Origin of the sequence: Paraburkholderia sediminicola, from assembly GCF_046026675.1 — a bacterium.
GTDB lineage: Bacteria > Pseudomonadota > Gammaproteobacteria > Burkholderiales > Burkholderiaceae > Paraburkholderia > Paraburkholderia sediminicola_F.
The window spans coordinates 3,455,912-3,477,262 of the sequence record NZ_JAQQEY010000001.1 but is presented as its reverse complement, the minus strand read 5'-3'; the positions used below and the strand labels follow the sequence as shown (position 1 = coordinate 3,477,262).

At 64.2% G+C, this 21,351-nt stretch carries 20 protein-coding genes; 16 read left to right on the top strand and 4 right to left on the bottom strand.

The annotated features are described in order from the left end of the window. Position 1: 1 nt before the first annotated feature. From PQQ86_RS15025 to PQQ86_RS14955, 15 genes are all read left to right on the top strand, one after another. Positions 2 to 253, top strand: coding sequence for an acyl carrier protein (locus PQQ86_RS15025; RefSeq protein WP_054037292.1), 252 nt, complete (start codon positions 2 to 4; stop codon positions 251 to 253). Further along, complete coding sequence (locus tag PQQ86_RS15020) at positions 253 to 915, top strand: COG4648 family protein (protein WP_408268106.1); 663 nt, start codon at positions 253 to 255, stop codon at positions 913 to 915. The genes PQQ86_RS15025 and PQQ86_RS15020 overlap by 1 nt, the downstream gene beginning before the upstream one ends. Then, positions 912 to 2,630, top strand: coding sequence for an ApeI family dehydratase (locus PQQ86_RS15015; RefSeq protein ID WP_408268104.1), 1,719 nt, complete (start codon positions 912 to 914; stop codon positions 2,628 to 2,630). The genes PQQ86_RS15020 and PQQ86_RS15015 overlap by 4 nt, the downstream gene beginning before the upstream one ends. Beyond that, positions 2,630 to 4,399, top strand: a complete 1,770-nt coding sequence (locus PQQ86_RS15010) for a glycosyltransferase family 2 protein (protein ID WP_408270301.1) — start codon at positions 2,630 to 2,632, stop codon at positions 4,397 to 4,399. Before PQQ86_RS15015 ends, PQQ86_RS15010 begins: the two co-directional genes overlap by 1 nt. Continuing rightward, complete coding sequence (locus tag PQQ86_RS15005; protein ID WP_408268102.1) at positions 4,386 to 5,993, top strand: HAL/PAL/TAL family ammonia-lyase; 1,608 nt, start codon at positions 4,386 to 4,388, stop codon at positions 5,991 to 5,993. The genes PQQ86_RS15010 and PQQ86_RS15005 overlap by 14 nt, the downstream gene beginning before the upstream one ends. Beyond that, on the top strand, positions 5,990 to 6,421 hold the full coding sequence (locus PQQ86_RS15000; RefSeq protein ID WP_408268099.1) for an acyl-CoA thioesterase: 432 nt from the start codon (positions 5,990 to 5,992) through the stop codon (positions 6,419 to 6,421). The genes PQQ86_RS15005 and PQQ86_RS15000 overlap by 4 nt, the downstream gene beginning before the upstream one ends. Further along, positions 6,409 to 7,092, top strand: coding sequence for a LolA family protein (locus PQQ86_RS14995; protein ID WP_408268097.1), 684 nt, complete (start codon positions 6,409 to 6,411; stop codon positions 7,090 to 7,092). The genes PQQ86_RS15000 and PQQ86_RS14995 overlap by 13 nt, the downstream gene beginning before the upstream one ends. After that, positions 7,092 to 9,503 carry an MMPL family transporter gene (locus PQQ86_RS14990; RefSeq protein ID WP_408268094.1) on the top strand — a complete coding sequence of 804 codons (2,412 nt, stop codon included), beginning with the start codon at positions 7,092 to 7,094 and terminating at the stop codon, positions 9,501 to 9,503. Before PQQ86_RS14995 ends, PQQ86_RS14990 begins: the two co-directional genes overlap by 1 nt. Beyond that, on the top strand, positions 9,500 to 10,696 hold the full coding sequence (locus tag PQQ86_RS14985) for a beta-ketoacyl-[acyl-carrier-protein] synthase family protein (RefSeq protein WP_408268091.1): 1,197 nt from the start codon (positions 9,500 to 9,502) through the stop codon (positions 10,694 to 10,696). The genes PQQ86_RS14990 and PQQ86_RS14985 overlap by 4 nt, the downstream gene beginning before the upstream one ends. 8 nt (positions 10,697 to 10,704) lie before the next feature. After that, positions 10,705 to 11,190 (top strand): hotdog family protein, encoded by a 486-nt coding sequence (locus tag PQQ86_RS14980; protein ID WP_408268088.1) that lies wholly within the window; start codon positions 10,705 to 10,707, stop codon positions 11,188 to 11,190. Then, complete coding sequence (locus PQQ86_RS14975; protein WP_093639119.1) at positions 11,187 to 11,912, top strand: 3-ketoacyl-ACP reductase FabG2; 726 nt, start codon at positions 11,187 to 11,189, stop codon at positions 11,910 to 11,912. The genes PQQ86_RS14980 and PQQ86_RS14975 overlap by 4 nt, the downstream gene beginning before the upstream one ends. Then, positions 11,912 to 13,138 carry a beta-ketoacyl-ACP synthase gene (locus PQQ86_RS14970; RefSeq protein WP_408268086.1) on the top strand — a complete coding sequence of 409 codons (1,227 nt, stop codon included), beginning with the start codon at positions 11,912 to 11,914 and terminating at the stop codon, positions 13,136 to 13,138. The genes PQQ86_RS14975 and PQQ86_RS14970 overlap by 1 nt, the downstream gene beginning before the upstream one ends. After that, a complete protein-coding gene (locus PQQ86_RS14965) occupies positions 13,135 to 14,364 on the top strand; it encodes a beta-ketoacyl synthase N-terminal-like domain-containing protein (RefSeq protein ID WP_408268083.1) in 1,230 nt (409 codons plus the stop codon). The genes PQQ86_RS14970 and PQQ86_RS14965 overlap by 4 nt, the downstream gene beginning before the upstream one ends. 34 nt (positions 14,365 to 14,398) lie before the next feature. Next, positions 14,399 to 14,821, top strand: coding sequence for a signal peptidase (locus PQQ86_RS14960; RefSeq protein WP_408268080.1), 423 nt, complete (start codon positions 14,399 to 14,401; stop codon positions 14,819 to 14,821). A 62-nt stretch (positions 14,822 to 14,883) separates the two neighbouring features. Then, positions 14,884 to 15,330: an excinuclease ABC subunit A gene (locus PQQ86_RS14955; protein WP_408268078.1), complete on the top strand. Its 447-nt coding sequence runs from the start codon at positions 14,884 to 14,886 to the stop codon at positions 15,328 to 15,330. 91 nt (positions 15,331 to 15,421) lie between these two features. Here PQQ86_RS14955 and PQQ86_RS14950 read toward each other — a convergent pair whose 3' ends face one another. Further along, entirely contained in the window at positions 15,422 to 16,150 is a 729-nt protein-coding gene (locus tag PQQ86_RS14950) for a class I SAM-dependent methyltransferase (RefSeq protein WP_408268075.1), read from the bottom strand. A 103-nt stretch (positions 16,151 to 16,253) separates the two neighbouring features. On the opposite strand from PQQ86_RS14950, the gene PQQ86_RS14945 reads away from it, so the two are divergent. Then, positions 16,254 to 17,507, top strand: a complete 1,254-nt coding sequence (locus PQQ86_RS14945; RefSeq protein WP_408268073.1) for an NAD(P)/FAD-dependent oxidoreductase — start codon at positions 16,254 to 16,256, stop codon at positions 17,505 to 17,507. 109 nt (positions 17,508 to 17,616) lie between these two features. On the opposite strand, the gene guaD is transcribed toward PQQ86_RS14945, so the two are convergent. From guaD to xdhC, 3 genes are all read right to left on the bottom strand, one after another. Continuing rightward, the gene (gene guaD, locus PQQ86_RS14940; RefSeq protein ID WP_408268071.1) at positions 17,617 to 18,981 is read right to left on the bottom strand and encodes a guanine deaminase; all 1,365 of its coding nucleotides are present in this window, start codon (positions 18,979 to 18,981) and stop codon (positions 17,617 to 17,619) included. A 105-nt stretch (positions 18,982 to 19,086) separates the two neighbouring features. Further along, the gene (locus PQQ86_RS14935; RefSeq protein ID WP_408268069.1) at positions 19,087 to 20,139 is read right to left on the bottom strand and encodes an adenosine deaminase; all 1,053 of its coding nucleotides are present in this window, start codon (positions 20,137 to 20,139) and stop codon (positions 19,087 to 19,089) included. A 96-nt stretch (positions 20,140 to 20,235) separates the two neighbouring features. Next, a complete protein-coding gene (gene xdhC, locus PQQ86_RS14930; protein ID WP_408268066.1) occupies positions 20,236 to 21,249 on the bottom strand; it encodes a xanthine dehydrogenase accessory protein XdhC in 1,014 nt (337 codons plus the stop codon). Positions 21,250 to 21,351: the final 102 nt, after the last annotated feature.

The window sequence follows — 21,351 nt, the reverse complement described above, 5'->3', positions numbered from 1 at the left end:
CGTGACCGAGGCAGAGATTCTTGAGCGCATCCGCGCCATCTTCAAAGAGAACTTCGCGATCGAGCCGGAGCGCGTGACGCCTGACGCGCATCTCTTCGAAGACCTCGATCTCGACAGCATCGACGCCGTCGACCTCGCGATCAAACTGCAGGAAATGACCGGCCGCCGCATCAAGCCGGAAGAATTCAAGTCGGTGCGCACGGTCGGCGATGTGATCGGTGCGGTCGAATCCCTGCTGGCGGCACAGGGCTGATGCCATCCGTGCGCTCGCGAATGCAAGCGGCGGCGAGCCGGCCCGCCGAGGCATCGCCCGGCATTGAGCGCCACTGGGCCAAAACGGTGGTGCAGGTCCTGCTGAAACTCGCGTATCCCGCGTTGATTCTGTGTGCCTGGCGCTGGGACACGCCGCGCTATGTCGGCTGTATGCTGTTTGCGATCCTGTGGTTGCAACGCTGGGCCGGCAGCGGTCCGGTCGCGACCTCGCTGCGCCGGCTCTCCACGATCGACTGGACCGTGGTCGGCTTGCTAAGCTGCGCCTCGGCGGCCATCGTCTTCACCAACAGTGAACTGCTGTTGCGCCTCTATCCGTCGCTCGTCAATCTGGGTCTGTTGATCGCGTTCGGTGCGACGCTCGTGCGCGGGCCTTCGATGATCGAAAAATTCGCGCGGCTGGGTAATCCGAATTTGTCGCCTGGTGCCGTGCGCCATACGTGGCGCGTGACCCAGGTGTGGTGCGTATTCTTCGCGCTGAACGGCGCGTTCTCCGCTTATACGGCGCTGTACTGGAGCCGCGCAAACTGGTCGCTCTATAACGGCGCGATCGCTTACGGGTTGATCGGCGTGCTGCTGGCCGCCGAGGTTATCTGGCGTTATCTGGTGGTGCTGCCGCGAGCCGCGCGTTCGGAGGCGGCATGATTGCGTTGCACGATCTGTTGTCGGCGGACCATGGGGCCGTCGTCGTGAATGCGCCGGTATGTCGCGACGGCGCTACAGTACTCGACCGTACAGCGTTTCGCGCGCGCGTTTCGGCTCTGGTCACGCTGATGCAAACGCAGGACGCGCGCCGCTACGCGTTGTGTATCGACGATCCGTTCGATTTCGCTTGCGCGCTGTTTGCGTTGTTCGCGTGCCGCAAAGAGCCGGTGATTCCGGCCAATGCGACGCCGGGCTATCTCGCCGATCTTGCAGATGCGTACGACGCCGTGCTGACCGACGCCGATCTGCCGCGTGGCGTGCGAGAGGATGTGCGAGACGCTGACGCCGATGCCGCACACACGCCAGGCACCTCGCACACGATCGATCCGCAAGCGCCGTTGACGCTCTACACCTCCGGCAGCAGCGGCGCCCCCAAGCCGATCCGCAAGACCCTCGCGCAATTCAACGCCGAAGTGCACACGCTCGAAAAGCAGTGGGGCGCTTTGGTCGGCGACGCGACGATGCTCGCGAGCGTGCCGCATCATCACATCTACGGTTTGCTGTTTCGCGTGTTGTGGCCGCTTGCCGCGGGTCGTGCGTTCGACCGCGCGATCAGCATCGAGCCCTTGCATCTGCAAACGCAGATCGGGCAATGCGGCGCGACGGTGGTCGTCTCGACGCCCGCGCAATTGTCGCGTTGGCCTGCGTTGCCTGGTTTTGCCGCGTTGACGCCAGCGCCGCGCGCATTCTTTTCTTCGGGTGGCCCGCTCGCCCTGGAAGCCGCACAGGAATACGCTGCCGCTTATGGCGCTGCGCCGCTCGAAATCTACGGCAGCACGGAAACCGGTGGCGTCGCGTGGCGTCGTCAGGATCAGACGGATGCCTGGCAGCCGGTCGTCGGCATTGAAGTGCGCCGCGACGAAGACGGTGCGCTGAATGTCCGTTCACCGCATCTCGATCATGCCGGTTGGCATCGCACGGACGACAAGATCGCGTTCGACGCCGATGGCCGCTTCCGGCTGCAGGGCCGGCTCGATCGTGTGCTCAAGCTGGATGGCAAGCGCGTGTCGCTGCCGGAGCTCGAGGCGCGTCTTGCGCTGCATCCGTTTGTCGCGCAAGCGGCGATCGTGCCGCTGGAAGGCGCCTCGCGCGAGCGCGTCGGCGCCGTCGTGGCGCTGACGGAAGCCGGCTGCGAGGCATTGCGCGACGAAGGCCGCGTGCAACTCGCGCGAACCCTGCGCCGACATCTCGCTGCTTATTTCGATGTGGTGGTGCTGCCGCGTCATTGGCGTTTCCGCCTCACGTTGCCGTTCGACGCGCGCGGCAAACTGCCGGTGGCCGCTGTCGCGGCGGCATTCGAGCCGCGCGCGGACGGTGTGGAAGTGCTCGCCGAAGCCCGCAGTGCCGACACGTTGCACTACGAACTGCGCGTGCCGCCGACGCTCGTGCATTTCGCCGGCCACTTCCCCGGTCTGCCGATTCTGCCGGGCGTCGTTCAGGTGCACTGGGCCATGCATCTGGCGGCCGAACACGTGCCCGCCGTGCGCGCGCTGGCATCGGTCGACCGTCTCAAGTTCATGGCGCCGGTGCCGCCGGGCGCGGTGCTGAATCTCACGCTCGCACACGACGCCGCGCGTGGCCGCGTGCAGTTCGCGTACCGGCTGAGCGGGCGTGAATGCGCGTCGGGCGTGATCGTGTATCGGGAGCCTGCATGATGCGCTTCGCTCCTTGCATCGTCATTCCGATTTACAACCACAAGGACGCGATCGGCGCGACCGTTGCCCATCTCGCGGTGCACGGCTTGCCGATCCTTGTCGTCGACGACGGTAGCGATGAGGCGACCCAGCAGGTGCTCGCTTCGTTCGCGCAACAGTACGCAGGGCAGCTCACGCTGCTGCGTTTGCCGGTGAACGGCGGCAAGGGCGCGGCGGTGATGGCGGGACTGCGCGCCGCGCGCACCGCGAAGTACACGCACGCTCTGCAGATCGATGCCGATGGCCAGCATGACGCGACGGACGTGCCGCGGTTTATCGAAGCAGCGCTTGCCGAACCGGGCGCGGTGATCCTCGGCCGCCCAGTCTACGACGAGAGCGTGCCGAAATCGCGTCTCTACGGCCGTTATCTGACACATGTATGGGTGTGGATCGAAACGCTCTCGCTGACGATCCGCGATTCGATGTGCGGCTTCCGTCTGTATCCGCTTGCGCTGGCCTGCGAGCTGATCGACAGCGTGCAACTGCCGACGCGCATGGACTTCGACATCGAAATTCTCGTGCGTCTGTACTGGCGGCGCGCCGCATTCCGCTCGATTCCGACGCGCGTCACCTATGCAAGCAATGGCGTGTCGCATTTCGACGTGCTGTGGGACAACGTGCGCATCAGCCGCAGCCACACGCGCCTCGTGTTCGGCATGCTGTGGCGTCTGCCGATGCTGCTCGCGCACAAAGTGATGCCACGCCGCCCGGCTATCGCAACTGAGGCGGTCAAGCAGGGCGATCGGAACAAACCCGGCCAGCACGCGGAACCACGCGAACCGAGCCCCCAGGACTGGTGGCGGATCGCCGAACGCGGCAGCCATCTGGGCATGTCCTTGCTCGCGCTCAGTTGCAAGCTGTTCGGCCGCCGTTTCACCGCGCTCTGGCTGCATCCGATCGTCGCGTATTTTCTGCTGACGGGCCGCGCCGCACGCGAGGCGTCGAGTAACTACTTCACGCGTCTTGGCGAGGTCGCACCGCACGGCGATACGCCGCGCCCGGGTTGGCTGTCCGCCTACCGCCACATGCTGGCGTTCGCGCAATCGGGCTTCGACAAGCTCGCGGCATGGTCCGGCCGTGTCAACAACGCCGACGTCAAATTCGAAGATCCTTCGGCATTCGAAGCATTGGTGGCAAGTGGCAAAGGTGCACTCGTGATCGGCGCGCATCTCGGCAATCTGGAAATGACCCGCGCGCTCGCCGCGCAGGGCGCCTACGCGAAAGTGACCGCCGTGGTCTACACCGAACACGCGCGGCGCTTCAATAGCGTGCTGGCGTCGGCGAATAGCCAGTTCGCGCGGCATCTGCTCGAGGTTAGCGACTTCGGCCCCGAGACCGCGATGATGATGCAGGAGCGCGTCGATGCGGGCGAGCTGCTGGTGATCGTCGGCGACCGCGTGCCGGCACACGAAGCGGGCCGCACGACCGAAGCGCAATTTCTCGGCTCGACCGCCCCGTTCGCGCAAGGTCCCTACGTGCTCGCGCATGCGTTGGGCTGCCCTGTCTATCTGTTCTTCTGCCTGAAAGAGCGCGACGGCTATCGTCTGTATTTCGAACCGTTCGCCGAGCGCATCGAGTTGCCGCGCCGCGAACGCGCGCAGCATCTTGCCGTGTGGGCGCAGCGTTACGCGGCGCGCCTCGAGCACTATTGCCGTAAGGCACCTTATCAATGGTTCAATTTCTTCGATTTCTGGGCCAGCCCCAAGCGAGGCACACATGGCCGAACATGATCTGATCGACGCGCCGAACGCTAGCGCACATGAGAACGCGGGTGCAAACGCGGCGGCGGTGACGATCGGTGGCCGCAAGCTGACGATCGAAGAAGTCGTCGCGATCGCCCACCATCGCGCACCGGTTGCGTTGAGCGCCGATCCGGCGTGGCGTGCGCGCATCCAGCGGGGCGCGGATTTTCTGCACCGGCATCTGGCATCGGGTGCGACCGTGTATGGCGTCAACACCGGCTATGGCGACGCGTGCGTGGTCGACGTGCCGATGGAACTCGTCGAAGCCTTGCCGTTGCAATTGACGCGTTACCACGGCTGCGGCATGGGCCAGTATCTCGACGAAGCGCAAACGCTCGCGGTGATCGCAGCGCGACTCAACTCGCTGGCCTACGGTTTCTCCGGCGTGCGCCCGGTGTTGCTCGAACGCCTTGCCGATCTGATCAACCATCGCGTGTTGCCGCGCATTCCGTCGGAAGGCTCGGTCGGTGCCAGCGGTGACCTGACGCCGCTTTCGTATGTGGCCGCCGCGCTCGCGGGTGAACGCGATGTGATGTTCGAAGACAGTCTGCGCAACGTGCGCGAGGTCTGGACCGAACTGGGTCACGAGCCGCTCACGCTCGCGCCGAAAGAAGGCCTTGCGCTGATGAACGGCACCGCAGTGATGACGGGCCTCGCCTGTCTCGCGTTTGCGCGAGCCGATCATCTGACGCGCCTCACCGCACGTCTCACGGCGCTTTCCACCGTCGCACTCGACGGCCGTGCCGCGCACTTCGACGCGATGCTGTTCGAAGTGAAGCCGCATGCAGGGCAGGCCGAAGCGGCGGCGTGGATTCGCGACGATCTGAGTGGGCGAGACGATACGCCGGGGCATCGTCTGCAGGATCGCTATTCGATTCGCTGTGCGCCGCATGTGATTGGCGTTGCGCGCGATGCCTTGTCGTGGGTGCGCCGCGACGTCGAGAACGAACTGAACAGCGCGAACGACAACCCCTTGATCGATCCCGACAATGAGCGCGTGCTGCACGGCGGCAACTTCTATGGTGGCCATATCGCGTTCGCGATGGATTCGCTGAAAGTCGCGGTCGCCAATCTCGCCGATCTGATGGACCGGCAGCTCGCGCTGCTGGTCGACGTGAATTTCAATAACGGCTTGCCGCGCAATCTGTCGGGTGCTGCCCCCGCGCGCGCCGCGATCAATCACGGTTTCAAGGCGGTGCAGATTTCGTCGTCCGCATGGACGGCCGAAGCGTTGAAGAACACGATGCCTGCCAGCGTGTTCTCGCGTTCGACCGAAGCGCACAACCAGGACAAGGTCAGCATGGGCACGATCGCCGCGCGCGACTGTTTGCGTGTGCTGGAGTTGACCGAACAGGTCGCCGCCGCGCATACGCTGGCGACGGTGCAAGCCGCGCGCCTGCGCTTGAGGATCGACAGCAGCACGCCGGTTCCCGCGCCGCTGCAAGCCTTTATCGAAAGCGTGACGGCGCAGTCGCCGTTCGTCGACGAAGACCGCGCGCTGGAAAGCGACCTGCGCGCGCTGACTGCGCGCATCGCCGCATGCGATCTGTTGAACGACTATCGCGGAGGCGCGAACGTATGACCGGCTCCCCTAAAGTGCTCGCAGCCAGCGCGATGGTCGAAGTGCCGTTTCACGATGTCGACGCGATGAACGTGTGCTGGCATGGCCACTATCTGAAGTACTTCGAGATCGGCCGCGCGGCGCTCCTGCGCACCTTCGACTACGACTACCGCGAGATGCAGGCTTCGGGTTACCTGTGGCCGATCGTCGAGGCGCATCTGAAGTATGTGCGCCCGGCCACCTACGGCCAGGCGCTCGAAGTGCGCACGCAACTGCTCGAACACGAAAATCGCCTGAAGATAGGCTATGAAATTGTCGACTGCGCATCCGGTACGCGATTGACGAAGGGCTACACGATCCAGGTCGCGGTCGATGCCGCGACGCAGGAATTGCAGTTCGTGTCGCCGCCTGTCGTATTCGAAAAGCTGGAGCGTGTATGGGGACGATGAACTTGCGCGGTGTGGCAGCGGGTGGATTGTTAGCGCTAGGCACGCTGAGCGTATCAAGCCTGGCAGCATGGCCGACTGTGGCGTTTACGGCTGAAACCGCGCAGTCTGCCGGCAACCCGGCACTCGTCTCGCAGATCGCCTCTCATCTCGCACAGGCCAAGGGCGTGCGAGCGCAATTCACGCAAACGCAAACGCTCGCCGCGATGAAGCAGCCGCTCGTCAGCACGGGTTCGCTGCTGTTCTTCCGCGATCGTGGCGTGATCTGGCAGATCGACACGCCGTACAAAGCCACCTACGTGATCACCGACGCGGGCGTCGCCGAAGTCGACGCCAACGGTCAGCGCGTGACCGCTCACAGTGCCCAGGGCACACGCGGCGTCGCGCAGGTTTCGAAGATGATGCGCGCGATGCTAGGCGGCGATCTGTCGGCGCTGTATTCGCAGTTCGACGTGCAGGCCGAAGGCAGCGCCGCGCAGTGGCGCATGCAACTCACGCCGAACCAGCCGCAGATTGCGCAGTCGATCAAAGGTTTGCAGATGAATGGTGGCGACTATCTTCAAAGCCTGCGCATCACGCTCGCGAACGGCGACATCACGAAACTCGACTTTGCGAAAAGCGCGGCGGTGAGCGAACCAACGCCGGCTGAGCGCAGCCTGCTCGGAGCGCCGTAATGCAGGTGCTGCAACAGCGGTCCGCGAAACAGGCGTGGGGCATGCGCGCCGCGTGGCTGCTGCTCGCGCTCGCCGCGGCGCTGTATTGCGGCTGGCGTTTCGCGGGACCTTCGCCGCTGCAGACCAATCTGTTGGCGTTGCTGCCGGCCACGGAAGCGGATCCGGTCGCCGAGAAGGCGGTCGATACGCTCGCGAGTGCACTGGGTGACCGCACGGTTTTTCTGGTCACCAGCAACGACGACGCGCACGCGAAAGCGGCTGCGAAACAGCTCGGCGCTTCGTTGCAGAAGAGCCGGGCGTTCGGCTCGGTGACGGCGGAGTTGCCGCCGTTCGATCTGTCGCAGATTGCCGCGTTGTATATGCCGTATCGGTTCGGTTTGCTGGCGCCCGCTGACCGCGCGGCGCTCGCGCAGAGCAATGTTGCAAGCTCTACGCTGCATGACGCACTCGCGCAGCGCATCTACAGCCCATTGCACGGCGGCCTGACCACGCCCCTCGCCGACGATCCCTTGGGCTGGCTCGAACACTGGCTCGGCGGTTTGCCGCTCGCCACGTCGAATCTCGAACTCGAAGACAACATGCTGGTGTCGCATCGCGGCCCCGCGACCAGCGTGCTGATCGTCGCCACGCTGCCGGGTTCCGCCTACGAATCGAAAACGCAGCACGCGGTGCTCGCCGCGCTTGCGCAAGGTGAAAGCACTTTGAAGCAGGCGTTCCCTGACGTGTCAGTGGCGAGAACCGGTGCGGTGTTCTACGCGGAGTCGGCACGTAGTGCATCGGAACATGAAGTGCATCTGATCGGCGTCGCGTCGCTGTGCGGGATTGCGTTGCTGATGATGTGGGTGTTCCGCTCGCCGCGTCTGTTGCTGCTCGGTTTCGTTTCGACGGCGCTCGGCATCGTCTGTGCGCTCGCGGTGACGATGCTGGTGTTCGGTCAATTGCATCTGTTGACGCTGGTGTTCGGCGCGAGTCTGATCGGCGAAGCCGTCGATTATTCGATTCAGTATTTCGTGGGCTATCTCGGCGCGGGCCGCGATTGGGATTCGCGCCGTGGCGCGCGTGCAGTGCGCCCGGCCTTGACGGTTGCGCTTGCCACCAGCCTGCTCGGCTACGCGATCCTCACGTGGGTGCCGTTCCCCGCGCTCAAGCAGATCGCATGCTTCGCGATTGCGGGCATTGTGACGGCGTATGCCTCCGTGCTGTGGTTGCTGCCCGCGCTGCTCACGCGCCCGCCGAAGCGCGGTCCACAGCAACTGTTCGCTGGCGCGGCGCGTCTGCTGACGGTCTGGCATCGTACGATCGGCGGCAAGCGCGCATGGTTCGTCGCAGCACTGTTGCTGATCGTGGCGATTCCCGGCTGGTTGCGTCTGACGAGTGACGACGATATCCATCTGCTGATCCAGCGTGATCCTTCGCTGGTCGCGCAGGAAGACAAGGTGCGCGCGGCGGTGGGTGTCGATAACAGCGCGCAGTTTTTTGTCGTGCGCGGCGAGACGCCGGAAATCGTCTTGCAACGCGCCGAAGCGCTGGGTGCGAAGCTCGACGGCTTGAGCGGTACCGCGAACAAGGTGGGCAGCTATCAGTCGGTGGCGCAATTCGTGCCGTCCGCGAAGCAGCAAAACGCAGACCGTGCGTTGCTTGCGCAGCACGTATTCAACGATCCCGCGGCCTTGCGTGCGACGCTGCTGCAGGCGGGCTTTAAAGACGAAATCGCCGATGCCTGGCTCGCCGCGTATGCGAAACCGCAGCCGCTGCTTACGGTCGATGCGTGGCTCACCGCACCGTGGTCGCAGCCCTACAGGCATCTGTGGCTGGGTGAAGTCGATTCGGCTACCAAAGCGTTTGCGGCAGTCGTGATTCCACAGGGCGTGACGCCGCAGAACGAACCTACGCTGATCGCCACCGCGCAGGCGCTGCCCGGCGTCGTATTCGTCGACAAGGCGGCAAGCGTCTCGAAGCTATTCGGCGCGTATCGTGTGGATAGTGGGTGGTGGCTCGGCGGTGCGCTCGCGCTGGTGCTCGTCCTGCTGATGCTGCGTTACCGCGCGCGCGGCGGCATTGCCGTGACGCTGCCGGTGCTGCTCGCGGTCGTCGTCACGCTTGCCGTGTTCGGCTACGTTCACGTGCCGCTCAATCTGTTCAACTGGCTCGCGCTGATGCTGGTGCTCGGCGTTGGCGCAAACTATGCGGTGTTTCTGCGCGAAGGCTGCCTGCGCGCGGACGCCGATCTCGGCGCGGTGTGGACGGGCGTGCTGCTGTCGTCGGCCACCACGCTGTTGTCGTTCGGCATGCTCGGCATGAGCGCGATGCCCGCGCTGAAGAGCTTTGGCGCCACGCTCGCGCTCGGCATCCTCGTATCGGTGCTGCTCGCGCCCATCGGCATGCCATCGGAATCAAGGAGGGCCGCATGAAGGCGCCATCAGTTTATTTGCACGCGCTCGGCATGATCAATGCGCTCGGCGGCGACCTCGATGCAATCGTCCCGGCGCTGGTCGCCGGTCACGCACCCGGTATGGCGCACGCACATACGGGCATTGGCGAAGCGTTTGTCGGCAGTGTGCTCGCGCCTCTCGATCTGGCGCCGCCTGCCGGGCTCGCACGCTACGACTGCCGCAATAACCGCTTGCTGCTGGCCGCGCTGACGCAGATCGCGCCGGCGGTTGACGCGGCGCGCGAGCGTTACGGCGCGCATCGGATCGGTGTGGTGCTCGGCACCAGCACGTCGGGTATCGAAGCGGCCGAAGCCGCGTTCGTCTATCAGGCGCAAGCGGGCAACCTGCCCGCCAACTTCAATTACCGGCAAATGGAGATCGGCACCGCCGCGCCGTTCGCCGCCGCCGCGCTCGGCGTGCAGGGCCCGGCATTCACGATCTCGACTGCTTGCACTTCGAGCGCGAAGGCCTTTGCGTCGGCGCGCCGTCTGCTGCAATTGCGACTGTGCGACGCAGTGGTGGTAGGGGGCGTCGATTCGCTGTGCGAGTTGACGGTGCAGGGTTTCGCCTCGCTTGAATCGACCAGCGGCGTGCGCACCAATCCGATGAGCCGTAATCGCTGCGGGATCAACGTCGGCGAAGGCGCAGCCGTGTTCCTGATGAGCCGCGAAGAAGCGACAGTACGACTCGCGGGTGTCGGCGAATCGAGCGATGCGCATCATATTTCCTCGCCTGACCCCCAAGGGGTGGGCGGCGAACTTGCGTTGCAGGCAGCGTTGGCGGATGCGGGCATCGCATCGTCGGCCATCGGCTATGTGAATCTGCACGCCACCGCTACACGCAAGAACGACGAGATGGAAGCGAAGCTGATGGCGCGTGTTTTCCCCAGCGGCGTGGCGACGAGCGGCACCAAGCCGCTGACGGGTCACCAGCTCGGCGCGGCGGGCGTGACCGAACTCGCCTTCGCATGGCTGACGCTGGCGGGCGCGAATGGGTCGCAACCCGTGCCGCTGCCGCGTCATCTGTGGGACGGCGAGGCGGATCCCGCGTTGCCGACGTTGGACCTGGTCGAAACGGAGCGCTTTCTGCCGCGAGGCGCAGGACCACAGCACGTGATGAGCAACTCGTTTGCGTTCGGCGGCAGCAATGTCAGCCTGATCCTGGGACGGTGACGCGCGCGATGACCCAGACGCCCTCCATTCAGGATCTCATCCTGCAACCGATCGAAACGATCATCCCGCATCGCGGCACCATGCTGCTGATCGACGCCGTGAGCACGTTCAGCGAAGAGGCACTGAGCGCGCGCGCCACCGTCCATGCCGACGCCTGGTATGCCGACGCCGACGGCGCGATGCCCGCATGGATCGGCATCGAGTTGATGGCGCAGACCATCGCGGCGCACGTCGCGCTGCTGGCCATGCGCGGCGGCGGTCAGGCGCGCCCCGGTGTGCTGCTCGGCTCGCGCAGCTATCGCGCGTTACAACCGTCGTTTGCCGGCGGTGCCCAGTTGCTGGTCAGCGCAACAGAATTGCTGCGCAGCGAAGAAGGCCACGGCGCCTACGAATGCACGATCCACCATGGCGACGTGTGTTGCGCCGAGGCGGTCATCAAGGTCTTTCAGCCGCGAGATTTTCAGTCATTCATCGAAGGGAGTTTCAGTTCATGAGCCGGCGTGTTCTCGTTACCGGCGCAAGCCGCGGCATTGGCCGCGCGATTGCGTACAAGTTGGCCGCCGACGGTTTCGCGGTGTCGGTGCATTGCCGCACGGGCCGCACCGAAGCCGAAGCCGTGGCAACGGGCATCGCCGCACAAGGCGGGACGGCGCGCGTGCTGCAATTCGATGTGCGCGATCGCGCCGCATGCCGCGAAGTGCTCGAAGTGGATGTCGTGGCGCACGGCGCGTATTACGGCATCGTATGCAGCGCGGGCGTGACGCGCGACGCCGCGTTCCCCGCGCTTACCGAAGAAGACTGGGACATCGTGATCGAAACCGGTCTCGACTCGTTCTACAACGTTGTCCATCCGCTGACCATGCCGATGGTGCGGGCGAAGAAGGGCGGCCGCATCGTCACGATCGCGTCGGTCTCCGGCGTGATGGGCAATCGCGGCCAGGTCAACTACAGCGCGGCGAAGGCCGGCCTGATCGGCGCGTCCAAGGCGCTCGCCGTCGAACTGGCGACGCGCAACATCACCGTCAATTGCGTCGCGCCGGGTTTGATCGATACCGGCATGCTCGACGACATGCCGCTCGAACAGGCATTGAAGACGGTGCCGATGAACCGCGTCGGCCAGCCTGCCGAAGTGGCGTCCGTGGTCAGCTTCCTGATGTCGGATGCGGCCTCGTATGTCACGCGTCAGGTGATCGGCGTCAATGGTGGGATGGTGTGATGAAACGCGTCGTCATTACCGGCATGGGGGGCGTCACGGCGTTCGGTGACGACTGGGACGCAATCGAAGCACGCCTGAAGAACGGCGTGAACGCGGTGCGCCGGATGCCCGAGTGGGATTACTTCGAGTCGTTACACACGCGGCTCGCATGTCCGTTGCCGGGCTTCACGGCGCCTCCGCATTACCCGCGCAAGAAAACCCGTTCGATGGGGCCGGTGTCGATGTACTCGGTGCGCGCGAGCGAACTGGCGCTTGCAGACGCGGGCCTCGCCGACGACACCAGCATCAAGGACGGCCGCATGGGCGTCGCCTATGGCTCGTCGTCGGGCTCGGTGCAGCCGATTCGGGCGTTCGGCACGATGCTCGAAACCGGCTCGATGAGCGACGTCACGTCGAACAGCTACGTGCAGATGATGCCGCACACCACGGCAGTCAATGTCAGCCTGTTCTGGGATCTGAAAGGGCGGATCATCCCGACCTCGTGCGCGTGCGCATCGGGCAGCCAGGCGATCGGTTATGCGTATGAAGCGATCCAGACCGGCAAGCAGACGTTGATGCTGGCGGGCGGCGCGGAAGAAATGTCGGGCCCGGCGGTCGCCGTATTCGACACGCTGTATGCCACCAGCACGCGTAACGACGAGCCGCATCTCACGCCGCGTCCGTTCGACGCCGCGCGCGACGGCCTCGTGGTCGGCGAAGGCGCGGCGACGCTGGTACTCGAAGAATACGAACACGCGGTGGCACGCGGCGCGCGGATTCACGCGGAGATCGTCGGCTTCGGCTGCAATTCGGACGGCGCGCATATGACCCAGCCGACCGCCGAAACCATGGCGCTGGCCATGCAGCTTGCACTGAAAGATGCGCAACTGCCGCCCGAAGCGATTGCCTATGTGAACGCGCACGGCACCTCCACGGACCGCGGCGACATCGCCGAAAGCCATGCGACCGCGCAGACCTTCGGTGCGCGCATGCCGATCAGTTCGCTCAAGAGCTATGTCGGCCACACGCTCGGCGCATGCGGTGCGCTGGAGGCGTGGTGGACCATCGAGATGATGAAGCGCAACTGGTATGCGCCAACCTTGAACCTGGAGAACGTCGATCCGGCCTGTGCGCCGCTCGATTACATCGTCGGCACGGGTCGTGAGATCGACGCCGAACATGTGATGAGCAACAACTTCGCATTCGGCGGCATCAACACGTCGCTGATTTTCAGGCGCGTTCGATGAGCGTGCCGCTGCAACGCGTGGTCGTCACCGGCATGGGGATCGTGTCGTGCCTCGGCAATACGCTCGACGACGTGTCCGCCGCATTGCGCGCGGGCCGCTCACGCATCGAGCGGATCGACGTGTGGCGTGAGCGCGGTTTCGGATCGCAAGTGGCGGGTGTCGCATCGGTCGCGCAGGAGCAGCCGTTCGATCGCAAGCTCGAGCGCTTCATGGGCGACACCGCCCGCTTTGCGTGCCACGCGGCGAAGAACGCGGTCGACGATGCCGGGCTCGATCTCGCCGCGCTGCGCTCGCCGTGCGCCGGCACGGTGATCGGCTCGGGCGTTGGCACGATGTCGAGTTACGACGTGTCCATGTCGATTGCGAATTCCCGCGGCGTCGACAAAGTGCCGCCGTATACGGTTCCGCATGCGATGAGCAGCACCGCGTCGGCCAACGTCGCGCAGGCGTTCGGACTCGAGGGCGTGAGCTATTCGCCATCGTCGGCATGCACGACGTCGGCGCTCGCCATCGGGCAGGCGATGCAACTGATTCAGACCGGACGTCAGCAGATCGTGCTGGCCGGTGGCAGTGAGTCCTTGCACGACAACATGACGCTGATGTTCGACGCGATGGGCGCACTGTCACGCAACTTCAATGACACGCCGCAGCGCGCTTCGCGTCCCTACGACACGGCGCGCGACGGCTTCGTGATCGCCTCGGGTGGCGGTGTGCTGGTGCTCGAATCGCTCGACCATGCGTTGGCGCGTGGCGCCCGCATTTACGCCGAGCTGACCGGCTTCGGCGACTGCACGGACCGCGCGGGTATGGTCACGCCGCATGCGGCCGGCATCGCACGGGCGATGCGTGGCGCGTTGGGCGAAGCGGGCAAGCGCCCGGACTACGTCAACACGCACGCACCGTCGACGCCACTTGGCGACGTCGAGGAATTGCGCGCACTAATTGACGTATTTGGCGGCGAAGTCCCCGCGTTTTCGTCGACTAAAGGCATGACCGGGCATCCGCTCGGCGCATGCGGCGCGCATGAGGCTATCTACACGTTGCTGATGATGCGCGAGGGTTTCATCGCGGGGACGGCGGGTATCGAGACGCTGGAGCCGGGCGTCGACGGCATGCCGCTCGTGCGCACGACGCGCGACGCACACATCGGTTCGGCGATGTCGATTTCATTCGGGTTCGGCGGCAGTTGCGCAAGCCTGATATTTGAAGGGTGGCAAGGCGGTTGAACCGGCCGCGATTTAAAAAACGAGGGTAATAAAAATGAAAAGAGTTTTTGTACTGGGTGCGCTGGCGGTGGTGGTGCTGACGCAGGCGGGATGTGCCACAGACGTGAAGTCGGTGCCGCTCGCGGCGGCTGGCGGTCAGTCGCGCGGCGGCGTGCCCGTGTATTTCGGCCAGCAGAGCCACCCGGCGGTGACGGCCAGGTTGGGCGACGTGTCCTACTCGGTACGGATCGCGCGCAAGGTGGCGAGTCCCGACGACGCATGCCACGAAGCGCTAGCCGAAGCCGTGCAGAAACTGCGCGCGGCGGCCCGCGAACGCAACGCCAACGCCGTGATCGACGTATCCACGCGCTTTCATAGCACCGAGAGCAACTCGTCGACCGACTTTACCTGCGGCGTGAGCCCGAGCGCGGCTGCCATCGCGGTGAGCGGCCAGCTTGTCGTGCTGGAAGCGAACTAGGTCGAATCGAATTCAGAACTCACTAAAGCAACAAAAACCACAAAAACCACTCAGGAGTCTCGATGAAACGCAATCTGCTGTTTGCCGCGCTGTTCGCTTCGCTCGCCACGCTGAGCGCTACTCAGGCTTTTGCTCGCGACACGGTTGATAACTATCCGGTTGCGCCGGCGCTGCAGAGCGAACCGGGCAAGGTCAGTGACGACATCGCGTTGTATTTCGCGGGCCAGCAGCATCCGGCCGTGGTCAAAACGATGGGCGAATTCGCGACCAACAAGAAGACCAACGCCTTCGGCAAGAGCGACCTGGCCGCGTGCCAGCACGTGTTCCTTTCGGCGGTGATCGAGTTGCAGGATCGCGCGCGTAAGGAAGGCGGTAATGCCGTGATCAACATCAAGAGCAACTACAAGAACGAAGTGCGTGAGAGCGCGACGGAGTTCACGTGTGGCGCGGGTGCGGTAATTGCTGGTGTGGCGCTGAAGGGCGATGTGGTGACGCTGCGCGGTAAATGATCACCGAAATGGTGTGAGCTGCAAACAAGCACGCAAACAGACACGCCGTGATGCTTACCAGTGCGGTGGCATGCCACCGCACTGGCGAAATTCAATCTGCCTTGACTGCCGCGACATTGACCAGCGTTTCACGACGCTTGCCGGGTTGCGGGTGGTACAGGCTGAGGCGTTCGAGAAGGCCGAAGTCTTTCGCGCGGCTCCACCAGAGATACGGCAGCGAGATGTTGCGCTGCTCGAAGCGGAAACCGCCGCGGCGGATCATGTCGAGGTAGCCGTCGGCGCTTTTCTGCACGTGCATGGGGTGGCGGAACAGCAGCCGGATCACCCACGATTTGATGTACGCGTCGGTGGATTCGGCGAACAGCAGGATGCCGCCCGGTTTGAGCACGCGGCGGAATTCGGCGAGCGCGCGGTCCTGCTCGACGAGATGGTGGAAGGTTTGATGACAGAACACGATGTCGGCGCTGGCATCGGGCAGCGGCAATTGCGCGCAGTCGCCGTGCAGCACGTCGATATCGGCGAGCTTGTCGCGGCACGCGCCGGCTGCATTGGCGGCAAGCGCCAGCGACGGTTCGTGAAAATCGACACCGATGAGGCGGCGCGGCTTGAACGCGTCGGCAAGCAGGTGGAATGAAATGCCTTGCCCGCAGCCGACGTCGAGGATCACCGGCGCGGCAGGCAAGGGCGCGTCGATCAGGCGTTTGAGGTCGTTGATCGCGACCCGCAGGACGTGATGTTCCCACGTGTAGGTGCGCAAGAACCAGATTCCGAAGGCCGTTTCCGGCACGAACGGCACATTGGATGTTTCGGATGGCGACACGCTGGGCTCCGACGAAATTTGTTCTTGCTGTGAAGCGTAATTGTAACGAAAAGTAAGGATGCAGCGTAACGCTGTTCCGTGCAAGCAAACGATTGAGGCAACCTTGAGTACACATTCGTCAAAGCGCATAACCGTCGACGTAGCGATCATCGGTGCGGGACCGGCAGGCGCAGTCGCGGCGGCGCTCTTGCGCCGGGCGGGCCGCTCGGTGCTGGTGCTGGAGCGCCAGCATTTTCCGCGCTTCTCGATCGGCGAAAGTTTGCTGCCGCAAAGCATGGCCTACCTCGAAGAGGCGGGCATGCTGCAGGCGGTGGTCGAAGCCGGTTTCCAGTACAAGAACGGCGCGCATTTCATTCACCGCGGCCAGTCGTCGGCGTTCGACTTCCGCGACAAGCATTCGCCGGGGTGGGGCACCACGTACCAGGTCGAGCGCGCGGTGTTCGACGATATTCTGATTCGCTGCGCGGCCCAGCAGGGCGCCGACGTGCGTTTCGGCCATACGGTGCGCGCGATGCAAACCGGGGAAAATGGCAACAAGCCGGTGCTCGACGTGATCGACGAAGCGGAGAGCGCGTATGAAGTGGAGGCGCACTTCGTGTTCGACGCAAGCGGCTTTGGCCGCGTGCTGCCACGCTTGCTGAACCTCGAAGCGCCTACGCGCATGCCGACACGTGCCGCGATCTTCACACACGTACGCGATGGCATTCCGGCCGGCGTGACCGATCGCAACAAGATCTGTGTGGCGACGCACCCGGAACGCCGCGACGTATGGTTCTGGATGATTCCGCTGGCGGGCGGCCGTTCGTCGGTGGGCTGTGTCGCCGAGGCCAGTTTCCTCGATGTGCCGGAAGCTGGGCGCGACGCGAAATTGCGGGGGTTGATCCAGCAGGAGCCGACGCTCGGGCCGTTGATCGGCAATGCACCGTTTCTGATGCCGGTGCGTCACATCGGCGGCTACGCGGCAAACGTCGAGCGTTTGCATGGACCGGGCTATGCGTTGCTCGGGAATGCGGGCGAATTTCTCGATCCGGTGTTCTCGTCCGGCGTGACGATTGCGTTGCGTTCCGCGCGTCTCGCCGTGCAAACGTTGAACCGGCAATTGGAAGGCGAGCAGATCGACTGGTCGGCTGCTTACGACGTACCGTTGCGCAAGGGGATCGATACGTTCCGTGCCTTTGTCGAACGTTGGTACACGGGCGAGTTGCAGGACATTATTTTTTATCCGGACCAGACGCCGTCGATCCGCCGCATGATCAGCGCGGTACTGGCGGGTTACGCGTGGGATGAGTCGAATCCGTATGTCGCCGATCCAGTACGCCGTCTGAATGCGTTGCACGACGTGTGCACTCACCGTTGACCATTGATCGGGCCGCACGGCACGGGCAAATGAAAACGGCGCTTCCTGAAGGAAGCGCCGTTTTTCATTCAACCGCCTGAATCAGTTCAGGCTCGGCTCACGGATCCAATCAGGCCGCGATCTTCGCCGCGCGCGATGCGTGTTGCCGCACGTCGTCGCGACGATGCACGCGCTTGCCCGCGGCATACGTTTCGTAAATCGCGCGGTCGTCGCCGAGCAGCGCGAACGCGAACAGCAGTTCTTCGAGCGATTCGGTGCGTGCGGTACGGCGTGCGAGCAGCGGCGTGGCTTGCGGATCGAGCACGACGAAATCGGCTTCTGACTTCGGCTTCAACGTGCCGACCTTGTCGGCCAGATCGAGCGCTTCGGCAGCGCCTGCGGTGGCGAGATAGAACATCCGCGTGGCCGTCAGATGATGGCCGGTCAGACGTGCGACCTTGTGCGCTTCGTTCATGGTTTGCAGCATCGAGAACGAGGTGCCGCCGCCGACATCGGTTGCCAGTGCGATCGGCATGCCGGCTTCGTCGGCCTTGTCGAAGTCGAACAGGCCGCTACCGAGGAACAGGTTCGAGGTCGGGCAATGCGAGGCGACCGTGCCGGTTTGCGCCATGCGTTTGCGGTCTTCCTCGTCGAGGTAGATGCAATGGCCATACACCGCGCGGCGGCGCAGCAGGCCGTAGTGATCGTAGATGTCCAGATAGCTGCGGTGGCCCGGGAACAGATCGGCGACCCATTTCACTTCGTCGGTATTCTCCGCGACGTGGCTCTGGATGAAGATGTCCGGATGCTTGGCCGCCAGCACGCCGCACGCTTCGAGTTGCGCTTCGGTCGAGGTCGGTGCGAAACGCGGCGTGAGCGCGTACATCTGGCGGCCACGGTTGTGCCAGCGGCCGATCAACTCGGCGCTGTCGTCATAACCCGATTGCGCGGTGTCGCGCAGAAACTCGGGGCAGTTGCGGTCCATCAGCACCTTGCCGGCCACCATGCGTAGATTGCGCGCTTCGCTCTCGGTGAAGAGGGCGTCAGCCGATTCCTTGTGGACCGTGCAATACACGAGCGCGGTGGTCGTGCCGCAAGCCAGCAGTTCTTCGACAAAGAAACTCGCCGTATCGCGTGCATACTCCGGATCGGTGAATCGGCGCTCGGTCGGGAACGTGTACGTGTCGAGCCATGGCAGGAGACCCGGCGCCGGCGACGCGATCATGTCGGTCTGCGGATAGTGAATGTGCGTATCGATGAAACCCGGCACGATCAGCTTGTCGCGCATTTCCTGCACATAGGTGCCCGGCGCGAGTTGCGACGCGAGCGCCGCATACGCGCCCGCCGCGACGACATGGCCGTCTTCGACGATCAGCAAACCGTCCTCGTTGAAGACCGCCGCGTTGGGCGATTGTGCAGGATCGCCGTTGAAGGTCAGCAGTTGTGCGCGGAATGCTGATTGAGCGCGTTGGGCTGATTGTGCCGATTGAGTCATGAAAAACCGTCTCCGTATTTGTGAGGAGCTAAACAGCGCAGACGGCGGCTTGATTCTGGGTGTGAAACGAACCCGTGCCGCCGCCGGCTGCCATTCATTGGCCCGTCAGTGCGGGCCGCCTGGGTGCCAGTGCGCGTCGAGCTTCGCGATCAGTTCGCTGCGTTGCTCGGGCGTGACGAACGACGCTTCGAAGCTGTTGCGGATGATCGTGTAGACCTCGGCATCGTTGAGCTTCAACGCGTCGATGGTGGCGAAATAGTTGGCGTTCACGTAACCGCCGAAATAAGCGGGATCGTCGGAATTCACCGTGACGGCGACGCCGCGATCGAGCAGGTCCTTCAGCGTATGTTTGGTCATGTCGTCGAACACACAGAGCTTGAGGTTCGACAGGGGGCACACGGTCAGCGCGACGCGCGTATCGGCGAGGCGCGTGACGAGCGCCGGATCTTCGATGCTGCGCACACCGTGGTCGACGCGGTCCACTTTCAGCAGATCGAGCGCTTCGTAGATATACGACGGCGGGCCTTCTTCGCCCGCATGCGCGACCAGCTTCAGACCGAGCGCGCGTGCTTGGGCGAATACGCGTTCGAACTTCGACGGCGGATGACCACGTTCGGACGAATCGAGACCTACCCCGATCAGCCGGTGCTTGTACTGCTCGAACAGTGGCAGCGCTTCTTCGAACGTGGCGAGCGCGTCTTCTTCCGATAGGTGGCGCAGGAAACACAGAATCAGCTTGCTCGTCATGCCGCGCTTTTCCGCATCTGCCAACGCGCGATCAATGCCGGCGACGACGGTTGCGATCGGTACGCCACGTTCCGTATGCGTCTGCGGATCGAAGAAGATTTCGCTGTGGATCACGTTATCGGCGAGGCAGCGTTCGACATACGCTGTCGTCATGTCGTAGAAGTCCTGCTCGTGCAGCAGCACGCTTGCGCCGGCGTAATAGATGTCGAGGAACGATTGCAGATCGGTGAACGCATACGCGGCGCGCAGCGCTTCGATCGAGTCGTACGCGAGCTTCACGCCGTTGCGTTCGGCAAGCGCGAAGATCAGCTCGGGTTCGAGCGAACCTTCAATATGAATGTGTAACTCGGCCTTCGGGGCGCGAGCGGTTTTCTCGATGAGTGGCGTAGGGGTAGCAGTCGTTGTATTCATGGTCGGTCAGCATTTCGTTGGAGTCGGTTCGCGCCGGATGCGGGATGCAGGACAGGACGCAATCGCTGTGGGGCGGCAGGTCGATTGTGCGGCAAATCAGACCGTCTGCGCCGCGTGCGCGCCCGCATTCGCCTCCACTGCCTGCAACACTTGAGCAGCCGCGGAGATCGCGATGATCTCCGGCGACTTGTCGACGATGCCGTCGACGCCGAGCGGGCACTTCATCCGCGCAATCTGCGAAGGATCGATGCCACGCGCGGCCAGCCGATGTTCGAACTGCTTGCGCTTGCTGTGCGAGCCGATCATGCCGAAGAAGGCGAAATCGCCACGCCGCAGAATGCGCTCGGCCAACTCGAGATCGAGCGAATGGTTGTGCGTCATCACGATGAAGTACGTGTGCGGCGCGGCCTGGTCGATGGCTTCGTCGGGTGCGTCGTTCGGATCGATCTTCACGTTCGGCGCATGCAGCGTTTCCGCGGGCGGAAATTGCGCGTCGCGCTCGTCGACCCAACGCACGGTGCAAGGCAGCGTGGCCAGCACGCGAACCAGCGCCGCGCCCACGTGACCGGCGCCGAACAGCACGACCTGGAAGTCGCCTGGCGCGATGGTTTCGGTGAGCAGAGCACCGCTGTCGTCGAAACCGGCGCCGTCCCACAGCAGGCAGTCGGAGGCATCGACACCCGGTTCGGGGTCGGAGAGCATCACCGCATCCGGTGCGGGGCCGAATGATACGCTACGCACCGTCGAAAGGCCCGCGGCCACGCGTTTCGCGAGCGAGGTGATCCAGCCGAGGTCGCCGATGTCGAGGCGCTCGAAAGCGAGAATCACGGCGCCGCCGCAGCACTGGCCGAGACTGGGGCCAAGCGCGAAACGTTCGAGGCGGCGCATATGCGGCGAGCGCATGCCGTCGCGCAGCACCTGGCGCGCGGTCTCGATGGCCTTCCATTCGAGATGTCCGCCGCCGATCGTATGCCTGGCCGAATCGCGCGTGACGATCATCTTGGTGCCGGCTTCGCGGGGCGCCGACCCTTCGACGCGTGCGACCGTCACCAGCACGGCGGCGTCGCCGTGCGCGAGCAGTTGTTGCAGGTCAGGTAGCCAGGCTTGCATCCGGCGGTTCTCCATACGTGGCCGCGGGGGTGTCCGTGCGACCGGTTGAGTGTGGCGGGACGCGTTCGTGTCGCGTCGGGCCCAGGCTTTAAGTTGCTTAAC

Bases quoted from the DNA above. Each gene is read 5' to 3' on its own strand.
- guaD (WP_408268071.1), bottom strand. From the start codon at position 18,981: ATGACTCAATCGGCACAATCAGCCCAACGCGCTCAATCAGCATTCCGC.
- PQQ86_RS15020 (WP_408268106.1), top strand. From the start codon at position 253: ATGCCATCCGTGCGCTCGCGAATGCAAGCGGCGGCGAGCCGGCCCGCC.
- PQQ86_RS14975 (WP_093639119.1), top strand. From the start codon at position 11,187: ATGAGCCGGCGTGTTCTCGTTACCGGCGCAAGCCGCGGCATTGGCCGC.
- PQQ86_RS14955 (WP_408268078.1), top strand. From the start codon at position 14,884: ATGAAACGCAATCTGCTGTTTGCCGCGCTGTTCGCTTCGCTCGCCACG.
- PQQ86_RS14980 (WP_408268088.1), top strand. From the start codon at position 10,705: ATGACCCAGACGCCCTCCATTCAGGATCTCATCCTGCAACCGATCGAA.
- PQQ86_RS14960 (WP_408268080.1), top strand. From the start codon at position 14,399: ATGAAAAGAGTTTTTGTACTGGGTGCGCTGGCGGTGGTGGTGCTGACG.
- PQQ86_RS14985 (WP_408268091.1), top strand. From the start codon at position 9,500: ATGAAGGCGCCATCAGTTTATTTGCACGCGCTCGGCATGATCAATGCG.
- PQQ86_RS14995 (WP_408268097.1), top strand. From the start codon at position 6,409: ATGGGGACGATGAACTTGCGCGGTGTGGCAGCGGGTGGATTGTTAGCG.
- PQQ86_RS14935 (WP_408268069.1), bottom strand. From the start codon at position 20,139: ATGAATACAACGACTGCTACCCCTACGCCACTCATCGAGAAAACCGCT.
- PQQ86_RS14965 (WP_408268083.1), top strand. From the start codon at position 13,135: ATGAGCGTGCCGCTGCAACGCGTGGTCGTCACCGGCATGGGGATCGTG.
- PQQ86_RS15010 (WP_408270301.1), top strand. From the start codon at position 2,630: ATGCGCTTCGCTCCTTGCATCGTCATTCCGATTTACAACCACAAGGAC.
- PQQ86_RS14970 (WP_408268086.1), top strand. From the start codon at position 11,912: ATGAAACGCGTCGTCATTACCGGCATGGGGGGCGTCACGGCGTTCGGT.
- PQQ86_RS15015 (WP_408268104.1), top strand. From the start codon at position 912: ATGATTGCGTTGCACGATCTGTTGTCGGCGGACCATGGGGCCGTCGTC.
- PQQ86_RS15000 (WP_408268099.1), top strand. From the start codon at position 5,990: ATGACCGGCTCCCCTAAAGTGCTCGCAGCCAGCGCGATGGTCGAAGTG.
- PQQ86_RS15005 (WP_408268102.1), top strand. From the start codon at position 4,386: ATGGCCGAACATGATCTGATCGACGCGCCGAACGCTAGCGCACATGAG.
- xdhC (WP_408268066.1), bottom strand. From the start codon at position 21,249: ATGCAAGCCTGGCTACCTGACCTGCAACAACTGCTCGCGCACGGCGAC.
- PQQ86_RS14990 (WP_408268094.1), top strand. From the start codon at position 7,092: ATGCAGGTGCTGCAACAGCGGTCCGCGAAACAGGCGTGGGGCATGCGC.